Below are 16,086 nucleotides of genomic sequence, written 5' to 3' on the forward strand. Positions count from 1 at the left end.
GTCGTCACCGGTCATCGGCGGCGTACCGGGGCGGACGGGTTCTCAGGAGAGCTGTGTGTCGCTCCGGGACACCCGATGCCCGTACATCTTCCCGGTCCTGTCTCCGCCACCGACGAATTCGAGGTCCCCGGAGTCGTTCCAGCGGACCAGGTCGCCGGTGCGGTACATGCGGCCTCCGGGCTCGTCGGCGAACGGGTCGTCGAAGAACCAGCCGTCCGTGGCACTTTGGTTGTTGTAGTACCCGAGGGCGACGGTCGGACCGGCGATGAACAGCTCGCCCGTACCGCCCGTGGCGACCGGGCGCCGCTCCTCGTCCAGGACGTACAGGCGCACGCCCGGGATCGGCCGTCCGAGGGCGACCGGCCCGGGTGCGTTGAGCCGGTGGAAGGCAGCCCACACCGTGGTCTCGACCGGGCCGTACTCGCTGATGAGCGAAACCGGCCTGGAGTAGGCCGCGAAGTGGCGCTTCACCAGGGTTTCCGTGAGCGGCGCGTCGGCCACGGTGACCATCCGCAGCGAGTCCAGCCGGTCCGCTCCGCCGCGCTCGGCGGCCGCCAGCAGGGAGTCGTACAGGGCCAGGGTGGAGCGCAGGCGGCTCACCTGCTCGCGGGCGATCAGGTCCAGCAGCCGGTCGGCGTCGGCGCGTTCCTCCGCCGTGGGAATCACTAGGCGGTTGCCCGCCTCCAGCGTGCCCCACAGGCCGGCGGCCGAGGAGTCGTCGGAGAGCGGCGACACCAGCAAGAAGGTCGACTCGTTCGGGAACAGCAGATGCCTCGCCAGGGTCGAGGCCGCCAGATTGCCGTGCCCGATGACGACGCCCTCCGGCTCTCCCCGGCTGCCGCGCATGTAGCTCAGCAGTGCGGGGTCGTCGGCCGTGAGCGACCAGGTCGGCACCCTGTCGTCCGTGCCTCCCGCGGCGCCCTCCGCCGCGAACGTGTCGGCCAGGACGAGCACGGGCACGTCGCCCGCGGGCGCCAGCGCCTCGGTCGCCGCGCTCACCAGGACCGCGGCGACTTCCGCATCCTCCAGAACGTCGGCGACGGGCTGCGACAGGTCCGGTGCGACATAGGCCGCACCGGCCCGGAGCACTCCCAGCGCGGCGGCCACTAGCGCGGCCGACGAATCCAAGAGGACCGCGACGCGGTCGCCGACGCCGACGCCCGCCTTTGCCAGCAGGGCAGTCACCCGCCCGGACCAACTGTAGAGGTCATGGTAGGTGACGTCCTGGCTGCCGCTGCGGACGGCCACGGCGTCCGGCGCGCTCTCGACCACCAGGGCCACCATCTCGTGCACGGTGATCAAGTCGACCCGCGGCGTCACCGCTCCGCTGGCCAGCGACAGCCACTCCTGTCGTTCTTCCTGGTCCGGTCGCGACGGGGTGGAGGACGCGGACTGCGTCATCGTAGACATGCGACTGACTCCGTTCTGGTCGTAGGGAACGCTGTTGATCTGCTCGGGGCACGACGGGTTGGTCCGGCTCCGGCACTGCCCGGGTGCGGGCTTCAGACAGTGGCCGACTCGCGTTCGCCTAGCTTCACGAGCTCGCTGACCCAGTCGAAGAGGTAGTCGTCGACGAAGACCTGCTGAGCGCGCTCCAGGGGGTGACGGCCGGGGGCCAGGTCGCCGATCTCCTCGCCTACCGCGTAGATCGAGGGCCCGCCGTACGGGAAGCGGCCGGATCCCAGGACCCGGGAGAAGTTGATCTGGTCGCGGTACTGGGGCAGGTTCTCGAAGGCGGAGGAGTCCGGGTCGAAGGCCCACAGGAAGCCGTAGTGGTAGCCCCGCTGGGCGAGCCAAGCGTCGAACATGACCCAGTGCATCAGGAACTCGGACTGGTCGCCCGGTTCGCTCTGGAACGAGCGGTACCAGGCGATCGCCTTGGCGTCGCGTCGCGGTATGTAGGCCGCGTGGATGCGGTTCCAGCCCGCCTCCGGGACGTCATCGGCCAGGCCGCCCTGGAGATCCGCCTCGCCCGTGTATGCCTCGGAGCGGTCCAGCTTGGACCACATCCCGAGGAACAGCACCTGATCCGGCGTCAGGCCGCGTTCTTCGGTGTACTGGTCGAGCCGCTCCACCGTGAGGCGGACCGTGCGTCGGTTGCTTCCGGCGCAGACACCCAGGTTGACGAAGTCGGCCCCCAGACGCCGGGCGAGCACGGCACCCCAGCAGCTCTGCATCCGGTCGGAGAGTTCGTCGCCGTAGGTCTGACTGTCGCCGTTGACCACGACAAGCCGTATGGGGGAATCACCCGTGCTGGGCAGCATGGATCCGTCCAATCTGCTGGTTGGGCCTGGTTCTTCGAACACCCGGCACGGCGCGGTGGCCGGCCGCCCGGGCGGGGTGGCGCACACGGTCTGTGGCTCGACCGGCTCACCCGAAGCGGTTCTCCTCCCGCGTCGTGAGCCAACTCGGCCTGGTGTAACCGGAATCGGGTCCGTCGGCGCCCCACGGCCAAGACCCGAGAAGTCCCATGAGGGCGCAGAACCGGGAGGTGTTCCGCTCGATCATGTCCGGGGTCGTGGACGCCCAGAAGAGCTCCTGCGGCAGCAGGTGGAACCTCACCATGGGCAGCATCAGGGTGACGCGCGCACCCGCCGCCGTCCGCGGCACCGCGCCGTGCCACAATGCCCCGTGGTGGATGATGACCGAACCCGCGGGCGCTTCGACGACCTCCACGTCGGGATGGTCGTGCAGGCGCAGATGGGATGCGGGGACGTCCATGGAGAGTTTGTGGCTTCCCGGCAGGACGCACAGGGCGCCGTTCTCCCGGGTGTAGTCGGTCAGCGCCCAGGTGACGGTGCAGAACTGGGCGTCGGTCGGCCAGGGTGCGGGGACCTTGCGGCTCTGGTCGGCGTGGAAGTCGAAGGGCTCGGTGGACGATTCGTCCTTGACGGCCGCGGTGCACTGGCTGAGTTTGGCACGGTAGCCGAGGAGGAAGGCCACCAGGGCGAGCGGAGCGGGCGCCATGAGCGCCTGCTCGAACAGCCGGTCCGTGGGCAGGAGATGCCACAGGAGCCGGCCACGGGGGCTTCCGTCGCCGTCCGCCTTCGGCCGCTGCCGCCGGTCCGTCTCCAGGATCTTCTCCTTGAGACGTTCACAGAAGTCGAGCGGTGCCGCCTTTCCGGGCGCAAGGACCGTATACCCCTTCGTCTCCAGGTCGACGGCATTTGAGTCCAGGTCCAATTCGGCGATTTCCTGCCGAATTCTACGCGTTGCCTCCAGCCCTGCAGGAAGCCGGTCCTCCTCGACCTTCTTGGCCGCCAGTTCCCGTAAGAAGGCGATCTCCCGGGACAACGCGACGTGATCGGCAGTCATACTCACCCTCTTTCCGACTGGCGGCTCGTGGACGCGCCTTTCTGCGCGGTATGGGAACGATGTTCGTGATGGAGGCGCCCGGGACTGGACTCAGGCATTGTCTTTCGCGTCCGTCTGGGTCCATTTGATGCTGCACCCGACCGACGGCCTCTGATCGGCGGGGGCGGGTTCGCCGGCCCGCAGCCGGTCGACGGCCGCCCTCAGATCGCGCCCGGTCACCGGCTCCGTCCCGCCCGGACGGCTGCCGTCCAGCTGCCCCCGGTAGTAGAGCCGGCCCGCGGCGTCGTAGAGAAAGACGTCCGGCGTGCACAAGGCACCGAAGGCGCGGGCGACATCCTGGTCGACGTCAACGAGGTAGGGGAAGGTGTAGCCGTGCCGCGCGGCCGTCTCGCGCATATGGTCCGCGTCGTCGTCCGGGTATGCCACCGGGTCGTTGCTGTTGATCCCCACCATCGTCAAGCCGAACTCGGCGAGGTCCCGGCCCAGCAGGCTCAGCTGGTCGGCGACGTGTTGGACGTAGGGGCAGTGGTTGCACATGAACACCACGAGCGTCCCGACATCGGACGCCAGATCGGGACTGGAGACGATCTTGCCGTCGAAGTCAGGCAGGCTGAAGGACGGCAGCTGCTGGGCAGGTGGATTGGGCAGAGTGAGCGTGGACACCAAGGTCTCCCATTATCTGTGAAAGCGGGTCGATCGGGACCGCCTGCCGATGTGCTCGCAGACGGGGGCATGTTCCCTCGATGCCCGCCATGCGGTCCGCGGAAAGAGAATCCGAGCGGACACATCCGTTTATTCCCGGCCTTCGCCTCAAGAAGGCCGGCGCCTGATATCTCAAGACACCATTCTCCTTGACCAGGAGCCGACAAAGGCAACTTTGCAAGATTTCAGGGAAGTGCTGGTACTGATCGAATCGTGCCACACATGTGCCTTGAGAAACCATCCCTGAGCGGAAGTAGATGGCTTCCACAGGGGGATGGCAGCCGTGGGACTAAGGAGAGTCCATGTCGCCGCTGTCGCGGCAGGGCCCCGTGTCCACGACATGCAGGCGCAGTTCGCCGAAGAACGACTCGCCGTGCGGGTCGGGGCCGGGCACCCATGCCTGGTCCGGGGTGGGCAACATCTCGGTCACCGTCACCGTGACGTTCCCCTGCGCGGTCCGCTGGGCGGCTCGCAGCGCGGCACAGAAGGAGGACACGAAGAGCGGGCTCGTCAGGTCGACGTAGAAGGGCTTGGGCTCGGTCGAGATCTTCACGAAGCAGCGTTCGGGCAGGTTGTTGCGACGGCGCCAGCTGCGGGCCGCCAGGAACTCCCCGGCCTCGGGGCGCACCGGCAGCAGGTCCGTCTCCTCGGCCGTGGTGCGCCAGGTCTCGCGGAACATCACCAGCCGGTCGGCCGTGATCCGGGGTGTGTGCCCGTCCGACAGGCCCAACTTGAAGGCGTCGACCGTCGCCATGGAGAGAAAGGCCGAGAGCACGGTCAGCATCGGGTACTCCCGGCCGCCCACTGTCGCCCAGAGCGCCCCGTCCCGCGACGACAGCCGCACGGCGGCGGTGGAGGCCGTCCGGTCGAGATCGGCACCGGGCACCGGCGCGAAGGCCAGGAACCTGTCGGAGTCGGCGTATTCGCAGGGCACGGTCCGCCCGGCGTTGCGCGGCCACACCAGGGGGAACAGGGGCATGATGCGCTCCTCGCCCTGGTCCCGTGCGAGGCGTTCGACGACGCTCTCCGGGTCGTCGAGTGACCAGCTGAACAGGTGCCCCTCCATCGTCCCGACCGTGGCGTGCAGTTCGCCGAGGACCACCTGGTAGTCCCCCTCGTTCGCGGCTTTCACCGACGGGGCGCAGAGGTGCAGGTCAGGGCTGTGCACCCGGCCCCCGGACCAGCCTGGCCCCGACGCGGGCAGCAGTTCGTCCAGGCGCTGGGCCAGTTCGTCCGAGGACAGTCTCAACTCCCGTGCGTCGGGTGGCACGTCGTTCAGGCCGAGCACCTTCGTCAGGCGGGTCCTGAAGTCGCTCATCACGCCGTCCGAGGGTTTGGCTCCGGCACCCATGAAGAGCCGCAGCACGGGCAGCCAGATGTCGGCGAGGGTGAGGTCCCCGCCGTCGGGGCGGTACTCGCGATAGAGACGGACGAGTGCCTCCTCGTACGCCTCCGCCATGGCCACGGTGAGCCAGCGGGCCGCCCTCAGCACGATGTCCAGGGCGGGCGCCAGGCCGTCGAGGAAGTTCCGGCCGAGCGACAGCTCCAGGTCCCGCGTGGTGTCCTCGTAGCACAGACCGCGTCCGGCGTAGGCGACGCCGCTGCGCCGCCGCGCGTCCCGCCCGGTGATCTCGGTGAACTCCTCGCTCAGGTGCCGCTGGGCGTGCGCCAGAGCCACGGGGTCGCCCGCGGCTCGCGCCACGGCGTCACGCGCCATCCGCAGACGGTCCAGACCGCCACGCGCGCGCTCCCGCAAGGCCGGATCTCCGATGGCCTCGACGCGGTCGGCGAGCGCCGTCTCGTTCCCGGCGTGCAGGGGCACGTTGGCGTCCCAGGTGATCAGCCGCCGGCGCACCAGGTCGTCGAGGAGCCGATAGACCTCCTCCGCCTCGGTGAAGGCCGCGCCCGGGCCGGTGGTGAGTTCCCGGGCGACGAGGGCGGCCGGCCGCTTGCCGTCGCAGGCCCGCAGCAGTGCCGCCTCCCGGTCCGGGAGCGGGACGGCCGGCGAGCCGGGCCGGTACACCTGATCCGCGTCCAGCAGATGGTGGGGGTGCCTGGCGGGTGGCAGCCACCGCCGCACCTCGTCGTCGGTCGCCAGCCACTCCCCGTACGCCATCACCGCCCACGGCTCCAGAAACACCTGGCGCCGATCGACGAGTCCGGGGCCGGTCACGGCACGGATGTCGTCCTGTTCGTCGTCCAACGTGATCCACAAGGACGGTCCGAAGAAGCCGACGGTCTCCGCCTTGGCGCAGTAGCGCTGCCAGAACCTGCTCAGCTGCTCCTCACGGTAGCGGCGTTTGGCGTTGCGTCGGATCGGCTCGGGATTGCGCAGCAGCGAGTCCAGCAGGCCTGCGATAGCCGGGCTCTGCCAGGTGATCGCCTCGCGCAGCAGCGGGTCCGCGGCCAGCCGGTTCACCTCGGTCGAGACGGCGGCGACGGTCTCCTGGAAGACCGCTGCGAACTCGGACTCCGGGGCGGTGCCGTCGAGCAGTCCGTCGGCGGACGCCGCACAGACGGGAGCGGCGAACCTCAACAGCCCGGACGCCGGGAAGCCCGTACTGCGCAGCAGAGCGTCGCGCCAGGCCAACCATTGGGTACTGCCCAGCCTGACATGGTCGGTGGATGCCATGAACACCTGCCTGTCCTCGGCGAGTTCGACGCGGGGGGATGTGCGTGGATCCGGTGTTACGAGGGCGGTCAGGCCCGTTCCAGCGCGCCGGAGCGGCGTCCGCCGTGTTCGAAGAGGGAGAGCAGGGTCATGCCGATCGCGAAGTAGGCGAGGCCGAGACCGCCTTCCTTGAGGATGAGCGGTGCCAGGTCGGCCCAGCCCGCCTCGGCGACCGCGAGCCGGGCCGCCTCGATCGCGTGGGTGAGCGGCAGCCAGGGGCTGATCGCGGCCATCCAGTTGGGCAGCGTGCGTATCGGCACGTTCACGCCGCAGAACAGCAGCAGTACTCCGAAGACGATGTTGGAGAGCACCGCCGTCTCCCGCACCCTCAGAGCCAGGGCCGCGCTGATCAGACCGAAACCGGTGCACGCGGCCGCGGCCACCGCGCTGATCAGGGCCATGGACGGCCAGGCCGCAGCCGGGACACGGACGTCGAGGAGAAGCGAGCCGACCGCGAGACTGAAGAGCGCCACCACGCACCCGTTGACCAGTACCGGCAGGGCCCGGCCGAGGAACAGCGGCAACCGCCGGGCCGGTGCGCCAAGCACGAGGCTCAGCGTCTGGGTCGAGCGCTCGTTGGCGACGGTGGCCGTCATGGCGAACAGACACGGGATGGCCACGTACTGCAGGGCGTTGCCGACCAGGTAGAAGGAGTCCGACTCAAGGCCGGCATTACGGCCTATGTACACGAACAACAGGATCTGGAACAGCGGAGCGAGCAGCAGACTCGGCACGTAGATCCAGGGCGTCAACCACCCGAACAACGCGCGGAAACTGATCAGGCCACCGACGAAAAACACACGGATGGAGTTCACACGACGCCCATGTCTAGGTGAGGGAGAGGGTTGCGTGCTTACGAGCCGACCGCAGCACGGTCGAGGACAGCAGGGTCGCGGCGCCCCCGTAGCAGAGGCTCAGCGCAACGCAGGCGGCCAGCGCGGCCCACGGGGACGTACCCACGGCGGCCTCCCGGACCGCCCGCACACCCCAGGTCGGCGGCAGAGCGTAGGAGATCGGGCTCACCCAGTCCGGGAAGACCGAGAGCGGGACGAAGAATCCGCAGAGCAGCCAGCCCGGGTACTCCAGCAGGTTGCCCAGTGCCCAGGCGGTCCGGTAGCGCACCACGGTGACGGACAGCAGGAAGCCGATCATCGCCATCGAGACGACCGACAGCAGGACCGAGACGACGAACCCCGGGACGTCGGCGACGTGCAGCTGAACGTCGAACACCAGCCAACCCCACAACAAGGTGGCCACCATGCTGTAGAGGCCGAGTGTGGCGATGGCCAGAGTGATCGGGATCATCGTCAGCGGGAAGGGCGTGGGCGTGGACACCAGCAGTTCGAGCGTGCCGAACCAGCGCTCCCGTTGGAGCACTCCGCTCGCCGTGCTGGCGATGGCGCTCCAGATCCCCATCATCGACGCGCCGATGCCCGCGTAGACCATGGTGTCCCCGTCGTCAGTGAGCCGGTAGAGCAGAAAGGCCGACGTGGCGAAGAACAGCGGCCAGACGACCTGGAGAGCGCCTTCGAAGGCCGACATCGCGATGATCTTGAGGTGCAGCCGCCAGCCGTGTGTCACCAGGCGCAGGACGTGCCGCGGCCCGAGTCCCGCCTGGTTCATGAGCCGCTCACCAGCTCGACGTACGCGTCCTCAAGCGTGGGCTCGCGGGAGACCACCCTGCCCACCCGGGTGTCCGACAGTCGCTCCAGCAACGCGGGGGTGATGTCCGCCTCCATGTCGGTCTGGACGTTGAGGATCTGGGCGTGCCCGCGTTCCTCGACCGCCACCGACCGCACCCCCGCCACAGCCCGGATCTCCGGCAGCCGGTCCTCGGCCAGGCCGAAGGTCTCTATCTCGACGACGTTTCCGGCCGAGACGCGTTTCTTCAGATCGTCCGGCGTGCCTTCGGCCACGAGTGACCCGCCACGAATGACAGCGATCCGGTCGCAGAGTTCGTCCGCCTCGAACATGTAATGCGTCGTCAGGAGGATGGTCTTACCGGCTTCCATCAACGTCCGTACGGTGGATCTGAGTTCACGTGCGCCCACCGGGTCGATACCGATCGTCGGCTCGTCGAGGAACAGCACATCCGGGTCGTGTAGGAGTCCTCTGGCGATGTGCAGACGCTGCCGCATTCCGCGGGAGAATCCCTCCACCCGCTCCTTCTCTCGCCCGGACAGGCCCACCAGCTCTAGAAGTTCGGCAATCCGGGCCTGTTGACTGCGCGCGGGTATGCCATAGAGGTCCGCGAAATAGCGCAGATTATCCATCGCCGACAACCGGTCGTAAAGTCCGCGATCGCCGCCGAAGACGTACCCGATCTGGTGGCGCACCTTCCGGGCGTCGGACACCACGTCACATCCGGCGACCCGCACCGAGCCCCGGTCGGGAAGCAGCAAAGTGGTCAGGATCTTTACGGTTGTGGTCTTTCCCGCGCCATTCGGACCGAGAAGCCCGAAAACTTCCCCTTGTTCGATCGAGAAACTCACGTCTCGCACCGCCTCAACGACGGTGCGCTCCCGCTTGAAGAGTCCGGTTCGCGTCTGATAGGACCGGTGGATCCCATGGACCTCGACGATAGGCATCGTCCCAGGTTAGCTGTTGATCAACAGCTGTCAACGGGCTGATTGTAAACAGATTCTGACGGTTCGTTGGTCGCAACGTCACAGACACGGTTAGTTTTCTGACGTTCAGTCAGCAAGAGTTTCACACGTCAGCGCCCGCGGAACTCGCCTATAACGGACCGGATCCCCATACAGGCGCACGCGGAACCCGACCGCGCTCGCAACTCCTGCCGTACACTCACGCATCGCGATCATGTCCGGCTGCACCACTCCTCTCCAGGGAGAGACTTGCGTGACGTATGCCGAAAAGCACGAATCGGGCCGCGTTGTCGATGATTTCCTCACCGTGGCAAGGCGGGTGCCAGACCGGACCGCCGTCGAGGGACCGACAGGACGCGTCAGTTACCAGGAGCTGTCCTCCGCCGTCGCCCGCGCGTCAGCCGTACTGACCGACAGCGGAGTCGAGACGGGGACCCTGATCCGTCTCCACGGCTCCCTCGGCGCTCCGCTGATCGCGCAGCTGCTGGCCGCGTGGCAGTGCGGCGCCGTGGTGTGGCTGGACGCGGACGCCGGGTTCCCGGCCGCCGGCCCACTCGTCGACGAGGAGTCGCTGCTGTCGGTCACCACCGGGCCCGCGGACCAGGAGCCCGGCATCCGGTGGGTGCGACAGCTGCCCGCCGACTTCGCCACCGCCGTCCGCCGGACGATGGCACGGAGGGCCGATCTCGTCGAGGCGGGCGGCGGCTACCTGGTGCGCTCCTCGGGCAGCACGGGACGGCGCAAGATGATCCTGGGCGACCTGCGCTCGCTGTCCCAGTTCGTGGCGTGGCAGCGAGCGGAGTTCAGGGTGTCCACCGACGACCGGGTGGCGGCGCTGACCAACATCGGCTTCGACGTCGTCTACCGCGAAATCTTCACCACCCTCACCAGCGGGGCCACGCTGCTGTGCCCCCCGCCGAACCTCCCGCCGAGCAGGGCCCTGGGCTGGCTGTGGGAGACCGGCGCGACCATCCTGCACGTGGTGCCGTCCCTGGCCCGCTACTGGCTGACCGCAGCGGGGCCGAGCCAGGCGGATCAGGCCCACACGCCCCGGCTCCGCGCCACGTTCTTCGCGGGAGAGCCACTCGACGCGCAGCTGGTCAGCGGGTGGCGCTTCCGCACCGGTGAACGCCAGGAGGTGGTCAATTTCTACGGGCCGTCGGAGACCACCCTCGCGAAGTTCAGCCATCGCGTCCCCCGCGGCCCGCTGACAGGCGCGGTACCAGTCGGACAACCGCTGCCGGGCACGAGCGTGGCGATCACCGATCCGCACACCAGTACGCCGGTACCGGCCGGATCCGTGGGCGAAGTCGTGATAAAGACGGCGTACGGCTCCTTCGGCTACCTCGGCGACGCCTCCCCGAAGACCCTGGCGAAGTTCCGCCGCGAGGGCCGCCTTGTCACCTTCCACACGGGTGACCTGGGCCGTCTGGGCCCCGATGGCCTAGTGCTGCTGGGACGGCTGGACAGCCAGCTGAAGATCAACGGTGTCTGGATCAACTGCCACAGCGTCGAGACCGAGCTGCGCGCGCACCCCGCGGTGGAGGACGCCGCGGTGCTCGGCCAACGGACCTCCAGGGGCCTGCGCCTGCACGCCGCCGTGGTGCTGCTGGAGCAGGTCGATCCGCAGCTTCTGCGCGGCCATGTGCTCAAGCGGCTCGGCCCACCGTCGGTCCCGGCCGTACTGACGCCGGTGCCCGGTCTGCCCAGACTGGCCACCGGCAAGGTGGACCGGATCTCTTTGCGCCGCCTACTCAAGCACCAGGAGCAGGCGGCCGCCCACCGGATGCCGCCCGCAGAACGCGGGGAGGTGAGCCGCGACCAGATCGTCGAGCGCGTCGCGAAGGCCGCGGCGGAGCTGCTGGGCACCGCCGTCGAGCCGGATCACGACCTGGTGGACAGCGGCCTCGACCTGATCGCCGCGGCCGAACTGTGCGTGCTGCTGGAGGACGAGTTCCTGGTGCCGTGCACACCTGAGGACCTGTTCGCGCACCCGGTTCCCGCGCACTTGGCCAGCCTGTTGCTCGCGCGGACTCACACGACAGCTGAGGAGTGAGAGCCACCTGATGCACCCTTACGAGGTTGTCCCCACCATCGCCGAGATCGGCGAGGCCGCCTGGAACGAACTGGTCGGCGACGGCGGCTTCTACTCGTCGTACCGGTGGATCCACGCCCACGAGTCCATGCCGGGCCTGAAGTCCGCCTACATCGTTGTCCGGTCGGGCTCCCGGCTCCAGGCCGCCGTCCAGGTCAGTTACGCCAAACATGACATCTCCGACGCCTACGCGCAGGGGCGGTTCCGTGAGACCTTCGACGAAACGGCCCGATTCGCGCTGCTCGGCACGAGGCGCGGCTACCGCAACTCACTGCTCGTGGCCGACTGGACGCCGCCCGAGGAACGCGGCCCGCTGATCGCCGAGTTGGTCCGCACGGCCGGTGAGGTGGCGGCCGGATGGAACGCCAACGCGCTCGTCGCCCCGTACCTGCCGCCGGACGCGGTCGCGCGGTTGGTGGCGGCGCACGTCGTCAAGCGGGTCGAGCAGGCCGGGTCCGAGGGGGTGCTGACGCTGACGGGACAGGCCTTCGACGACTACCTGGCACCCTTCTCCAGCCACCGCAAGGTGAGCATCCGCCATGAGCGCGCACACCCACGGCAGATGGGGCTGAGGTTCCGGGTCGAGGAGGTCGGGCCGGGCTGCGCCGAGCAGCTGGCGGGGCTCGTCGCCCAAGTGGAGGCCAAGTACGGGCGCCCCGCGACGGCCAACGGACTGCGCCGCTATCTGACGGACACGTTCGAGGGCGATCCGGCGCACGCGCGCCTGTTCACCTGCCGCGACGGAGACGGCCGGCTGGTGTCCGCCATGCTCGGCTACGTGTGGGGGAGCGAGCTCTACGCCCGGGCGACCGCGACGGACTACACGGCCCTGCCCTCGGGGTCGTTCGCTTACTTCAACGTCGTGTACTACGAACCGATCGAGTACTGCTTGTCACACGGCCTGTCCACACTCTACTTCGGGGTGGGCACCATGGGCGCCAAGACGGCGCGGGGCAGCCGGGAACTGCCCCTGCACCACGTCCTGCTCAGCGGCTGAGACCGAGTGGCCCCGCCGAACCCCTCGGCGGAGCCACTCGCGGGACACGGTCACGTTCCGCGGCCGCCGCGGCGGGCCGCGCGGCGACGGGGCGGGGTCATCCCGCCGCCACGGCCTGCTCGGTGAGGTCCATGATCGCGGTCAGGCCCTCTTCGTCGACGATGAGTGGCGGGACGATCAGGACGGACTGCCCGTGGGCACCTTGGCGACGCAGGATCAGCCCCTTCTCGCGGGCCCGTGCGACGATGCCGGTCGCGGCCTCCGTCGAGGACGTCTCCAGTACGGTGATCAGGCCCAGGCCCCGCACGTCGAGCACTTCGCCGCTGCCCGCCAGCGGGCCGAGCCGCTCCAGAAGACGCTCCCCGAAGACCTGCGCCCTCTTCACGAGCCCTTCGCGCTCGATCACGTCCAGTGTGGCCAGGGCGGCCGCGGAGGCCACCGGATGCCCCGAGGTCGTGTGGCCGTACCGCAGGCCGCCGATCACCGGCTCGTGGACGAAGGACTCGTAGATCCTGTCCCGGACCGAGACGGAGGCGATGGGGACATAGCCACCGCTGAGGCCCTTGCTGGTCACCAGGATGTCTGGCTCGGCCTGCTCCCACTGATAGGCGAACATCCGCCCGGTGCGCGCGTAGCCGGTGAAGACCTCGTCGAGGATCAGCAGGACGCCGTGCCGGTCGCACAACTCGCGTAGTCCGCGCAGGAACCCGGGCGGCAACAGCACTCCGCCGCCGACGTTGAGGAAGGGCTCCACGACCACCGCCATGGCCGGATCGGAGCCGTCGCCCTCCAGAGCGCGGGCGAACGCATCCAGCAGCACGGGCGTCGTCTCCGGCTGCCGCACCTGCCGGGGGGTTCCGGGCAGGTCCACCAGGGACAGCGGCACCGGCGAGGCGAGCGGATGCGCGACCCTGGGGAGGGTTGACAGCCCCCGGCTCACCAGGGTCGACCCCTGGTATCCGGCCGAGAAGGCCACAACCCGCTGTCGCGGCCGGCCGATGTGCTCCCAGTAGGAGGCGGCGATCATCAGGGCCGCTTCGAAGCCCTCGGATCCGCTGTTCACGAACAGGGTGTGCGCCATGTCCTGCGGCAGGTAGGAGGCGAGCCGCTCCGCGAGCAGCCCGACCGGCTCGTGGCTGCCGAGCGACACATCCACGTGGTGCAGCCGCCCCAGCTGGGTGGTGATGGCCTCGATGACGTCCGGATGCGCGTAGCCGCACGTGGAGTTGAGTGCCGACGCGTCTATGTACTCCCGTCCTTCGATGTCCTGGACGCGGTAGCCCTCCCCGCGCCAGAGAGTGAGCTCCGTGCGGTCGGCGTCGACCGGTGACCAGGTGTGCCACACATGACGCCGGTCCCGGGAACGCAGACCTTGGGCATCAGGCAGCGCAAAGGGTGCTGCTCCATGCATCTGTCTTAACTCCATGTGTACTTGGCGACGAAGGCATTGCGTCGTGCATGTAGATCATGTTCACTGATCACGTGTGGCCGATGCGTTCCCTGCGTCGGTGGAGCAGACATCCCAAGGATCTTCTATCAGATCCGTCAGGCTCTCGTACCAGTGACGAATCAGATCGGCCGATTTTCCGTCGCACGAGCAGTGCCGACGGGCCAGCAATACGCGAGGCGATTCCCTGTCCCGCTGACGTCATGCCATCTGTCCTTCGCTTCACACGGGGAGTTCCGTGAGTCGACGTAAACTGAGCATCTCGATCCCGTACAAGCGCCGGCTCGACAACTTGCGCTTGGTCTTCGAGGGCCTCGCCCATCAGACGCTCGAACGCGACCAGTTCGAAGTCGTGGTGGGCGCCATGGAGTACGAGGAAGAATTTTTCGGGCTGTGCCGCGAATTCTCCGACCGCATCGACATCCTGGCCGTCGTCTCTTCGCGCGACTTCGACATCCCGAACGCCCGTAACCTGGCGATGCGGCAGGCCACCGGTGAAGTCATCGTCCAGATGGATGCGGACACACTGCTGCCGCCCGACGCGCTGCGCAATCTCTACGACCGGCACTTCTCGTTCGGGCAGAACATCTGCGTGGTCGGCCAGGTGGTCGGCTACGGCAACAACAACGACGGCGATGTCGCCACTGTGGAGTCCAGACCGTACGGACACTACGCCGAGACGCTGGCCACGCTCAGCGCCTCACCGCAATGGCCCCTGGATCCACGCTTCCGCGTCGAGCATGTCATCCCCTGGGCATTCGGCTGGACCGGGCTCATCGCGGTGCCCAACCGACTGGTGCGCGAACACAGTCTGTATTTCGACGAGAGCTTCGCCGGCTGGGGCGTGGACGATCTCGAATGGAGTTACCGGCTCTGCGCGGCGGGAATCCCGATCGTGCTGCGTCCGGACGTCTACGCCCTGCACCTTCCGCACAGCCGCGACGCCGCGGCGAACCGGGTGACCGAGAGCGGGAACTACCGGCGGTTCCTGAACAAGTGGCCCGCCCGGGACGTGGAGTTGGCGTACGTGTTTGGCGACGTCGACGCCAACGGCCTGTTCCTCGCGTACCAGCGGGAACTGACCTCAGCGGGCCGCGGGGATCAGCTCGTCAGCCTGCGGGGCAGTCGCGGCGGGGAGGCCGTGGTGCTCCTCGGCGCGCGGTTGAACGCCGAGGGCCGTCCGGCCGATCCGGCGGCGGCGCGGCTGCTCGCGGGCGAGCCGGCCGAGATCCTGCCGCTGACCGGGCTCGCCCTCCCCTACCAAGACAAGACCTTCGCCCAGTGTCACATCATGCCCTCGGTCGCCAGTCTCTCCGAGCGCTACCGCGACGCCGTGCGGACCGAGGCGGAACGGCTGGGCAAGCAGGTCCTCCTGGTCCCCGATGCGGGCTGACGGCGCACTTGACGTCGAGGCCCTGCTGGCCCTGGCACTCGACGCGGCTCAGCGGGCCGGCCGAGCGATCAGCGACCGCCGGGGCCGGCCGGGCCGCACCGAGGACAAGTCCTCCCCCACCGACCCGGTCACCCAGGCGGACCGTGAAAGCGACGCGCTGATCAGGGAGCTGCTGGAGCGCCGCAGGCCGCAGGACGGGCTGCTGTCGGAGGAGGGCCCGGCACACGGCCGGCCGTCCCGCAGCGGGCTGCGCTGGGTGGTCGACGCACTGGACGGTACGGTCAACTACCTCTACGGGATACCGCAGTTCGCCGTCAGTGTCGCCGTCGAGGACGAAGCGTCGGGCTGGGGCGCTCTGGTCGGCGTCGTGCACGATCCGCTACGCGACGAGTCGTTCACCGCCATCCGCGATCACGGGGCCTGGCTGAACGGACGGCCCTTGCGGATCCACGACCCGGTGCGGCTGCCGAAGGCGCTGGTCGCCACCGAGTTCTCGTACCGCTCCGCCTCACGGCGCCGCCAGTCGGCGGTGGTGGGGAGGGTGCTGGCCTCGGCTCGGGACATACGCAGCACCGGAAGTTCCGCGCTGGATCTGTGCTGGACGGCAGCGGGGCGTTTCGACGCCTTCTACGAGGACGAACTCGGACGCTGGGACTGGGCCGCCGGCCGGCTGATCGTCGCGGAGGCCCACGGCGTCGTGACTCCCCTGGGGTCGGGCGTGGTCGCGGCCGGACCGGCCCTGCACCGCGAGCTGGCTCCGCTTCTGCTGTCGTCCGGCCCTCCCTAGGATCAGCCCGGCCGTCCGGGTCTCGCATAGCCCGACGAGGCGCCGCGTGCGACGGCCCCGCGCGCTTCTGTGG

Annotated in this window: 13 protein-coding genes; 4 read left to right on the plus strand and 9 right to left on the minus strand. The window is 68.8% G+C overall.

The features are described from left to right. Positions 1 to 42 precede the first annotated feature (42 nt). The 8 genes from ACFWN1_RS23775 to ACFWN1_RS23810 form a co-directional block, all read right to left on the minus strand. Positions 43 to 1,410: an AMP-binding protein gene (locus tag ACFWN1_RS23775; RefSeq protein ID WP_384365367.1), complete on the minus strand. Its 1,368-nt coding sequence runs from the start codon at positions 1,408 to 1,410 to the stop codon at positions 43 to 45. A 92-nt stretch (positions 1,411 to 1,502) separates the two neighbouring features. Next, complete coding sequence (locus ACFWN1_RS23780) at positions 1,503 to 2,264, minus strand: DUF6071 family protein (protein WP_384365370.1); 762 nt, start codon at positions 2,262 to 2,264, stop codon at positions 1,503 to 1,505. Positions 2,265 to 2,370: 106 nt separating this feature from the next. Further along, complete coding sequence (locus ACFWN1_RS23785) at positions 2,371 to 3,315, minus strand: phytanoyl-CoA dioxygenase family protein (RefSeq protein WP_384365372.1); 945 nt, start codon at positions 3,313 to 3,315, stop codon at positions 2,371 to 2,373. Between the two features lie 90 nt (positions 3,316 to 3,405). Further along, complete coding sequence (locus ACFWN1_RS23790; RefSeq protein ID WP_384365375.1) at positions 3,406 to 3,978, minus strand: thioredoxin family protein; 573 nt, start codon at positions 3,976 to 3,978, stop codon at positions 3,406 to 3,408. Between the two features lie 328 nt (positions 3,979 to 4,306). Further along, on the minus strand, positions 4,307 to 6,649 hold the full coding sequence (locus ACFWN1_RS23795) for a lantibiotic dehydratase (protein WP_384365378.1): 2,343 nt from the start codon (positions 6,647 to 6,649) through the stop codon (positions 4,307 to 4,309). Positions 6,650 to 6,717: 68 nt separating this feature from the next. Further along, positions 6,718 to 7,452 (minus strand): ABC transporter permease, encoded by a 735-nt coding sequence (locus tag ACFWN1_RS23800; RefSeq protein WP_384365381.1) that lies wholly within the window; start codon positions 7,450 to 7,452, stop codon positions 6,718 to 6,720. 64 nt (positions 7,453 to 7,516) lie between these two features. After that, positions 7,517 to 8,311 carry an ABC transporter permease gene (locus ACFWN1_RS23805; RefSeq protein ID WP_384365384.1) on the minus strand — a complete coding sequence of 265 codons (795 nt, stop codon included), beginning with the start codon at positions 8,309 to 8,311 and terminating at the stop codon, positions 7,517 to 7,519. Next, a complete protein-coding gene (locus ACFWN1_RS23810; RefSeq protein ID WP_384365387.1) occupies positions 8,308 to 9,276 on the minus strand; it encodes an ATP-binding cassette domain-containing protein in 969 nt (322 codons plus the stop codon). Before ACFWN1_RS23810 ends, ACFWN1_RS23805 begins: the two co-directional genes overlap by 4 nt. Positions 9,277 to 9,613: 337 nt before the next feature. Between ACFWN1_RS23810 and ACFWN1_RS23815 the strand changes: the two genes are divergently transcribed. Both ACFWN1_RS23815 and ACFWN1_RS23820 read left to right on the plus strand, forming a co-directional pair. After that, positions 9,614 to 11,350 carry a non-ribosomal peptide synthetase gene (locus tag ACFWN1_RS23815; protein WP_384365390.1) on the plus strand — a complete coding sequence of 579 codons (1,737 nt, stop codon included), beginning with the start codon at positions 9,614 to 9,616 and terminating at the stop codon, positions 11,348 to 11,350. Positions 11,351 to 11,360: 10 nt separating this feature from the next. Then, positions 11,361 to 12,386: a GNAT family N-acetyltransferase gene (locus tag ACFWN1_RS23820; protein WP_384365393.1), complete on the plus strand. Its 1,026-nt coding sequence runs from the start codon at positions 11,361 to 11,363 to the stop codon at positions 12,384 to 12,386. Positions 12,387 to 12,483: 97 nt separating this feature from the next. Here ACFWN1_RS23820 and ACFWN1_RS23825 read toward each other — a convergent pair whose 3' ends face one another. Further along, positions 12,484 to 13,731 (minus strand): aspartate aminotransferase family protein, encoded by a 1,248-nt coding sequence (locus tag ACFWN1_RS23825; protein ID WP_384365396.1) that lies wholly within the window; start codon positions 13,729 to 13,731, stop codon positions 12,484 to 12,486. 340 nt (positions 13,732 to 14,071) lie between these two features. Between ACFWN1_RS23825 and ACFWN1_RS23830 the strand changes: the two genes are divergently transcribed. Further along, complete coding sequence (locus tag ACFWN1_RS23830) at positions 14,072 to 15,226, plus strand: glycosyltransferase family 2 protein (RefSeq protein ID WP_384365399.1); 1,155 nt, start codon at positions 14,072 to 14,074, stop codon at positions 15,224 to 15,226. After that, positions 15,216 to 16,013, plus strand: a complete 798-nt coding sequence (locus tag ACFWN1_RS23835) for an inositol monophosphatase family protein (protein WP_384365402.1) — start codon at positions 15,216 to 15,218, stop codon at positions 16,011 to 16,013. Before ACFWN1_RS23830 ends, ACFWN1_RS23835 begins: the two co-directional genes overlap by 11 nt. The last annotated feature ends 73 nt before the right edge of the window (positions 16,014 to 16,086 follow it).

Origin of the sequence: Streptomyces sp. NPDC058459 (assembly GCF_042721685.1) — a bacterium.
Classification (GTDB): Bacteria; Actinomycetota; Actinomycetes; order Streptomycetales; family Streptomycetaceae; genus Streptomyces.

Coding starts and splice junctions, on each gene's coding strand:
- ACFWN1_RS23835 (WP_384365402.1), top strand. CDS start 15,216: ATGCGGGCTGACGGCGCACTTGACGTCGAGGCCCTGCTGGCCCTGGCA.
- ACFWN1_RS23780 (WP_384365370.1), bottom strand. CDS start 2,264: ATGCTGCCCAGCACGGGTGATTCCCCCATACGGCTTGTCGTGGTCAAC.
- ACFWN1_RS23785 (WP_384365372.1), bottom strand. CDS start 3,315: ATGACTGCCGATCACGTCGCGTTGTCCCGGGAGATCGCCTTCTTACGG.
- ACFWN1_RS23795 (WP_384365378.1), bottom strand. CDS start 6,649: ATGGCATCCACCGACCATGTCAGGCTGGGCAGTACCCAATGGTTGGCC.
- ACFWN1_RS23805 (WP_384365384.1), bottom strand. CDS start 8,311: ATGAACCAGGCGGGACTCGGGCCGCGGCACGTCCTGCGCCTGGTGACA.
- ACFWN1_RS23810 (WP_384365387.1), bottom strand. CDS start 9,276: ATGCCTATCGTCGAGGTCCATGGGATCCACCGGTCCTATCAGACGCGA.
- ACFWN1_RS23820 (WP_384365393.1), top strand. CDS start 11,361: ATGCACCCTTACGAGGTTGTCCCCACCATCGCCGAGATCGGCGAGGCC.
- ACFWN1_RS23775 (WP_384365367.1), bottom strand. CDS start 1,410: ATGTCTACGATGACGCAGTCCGCGTCCTCCACCCCGTCGCGACCGGAC.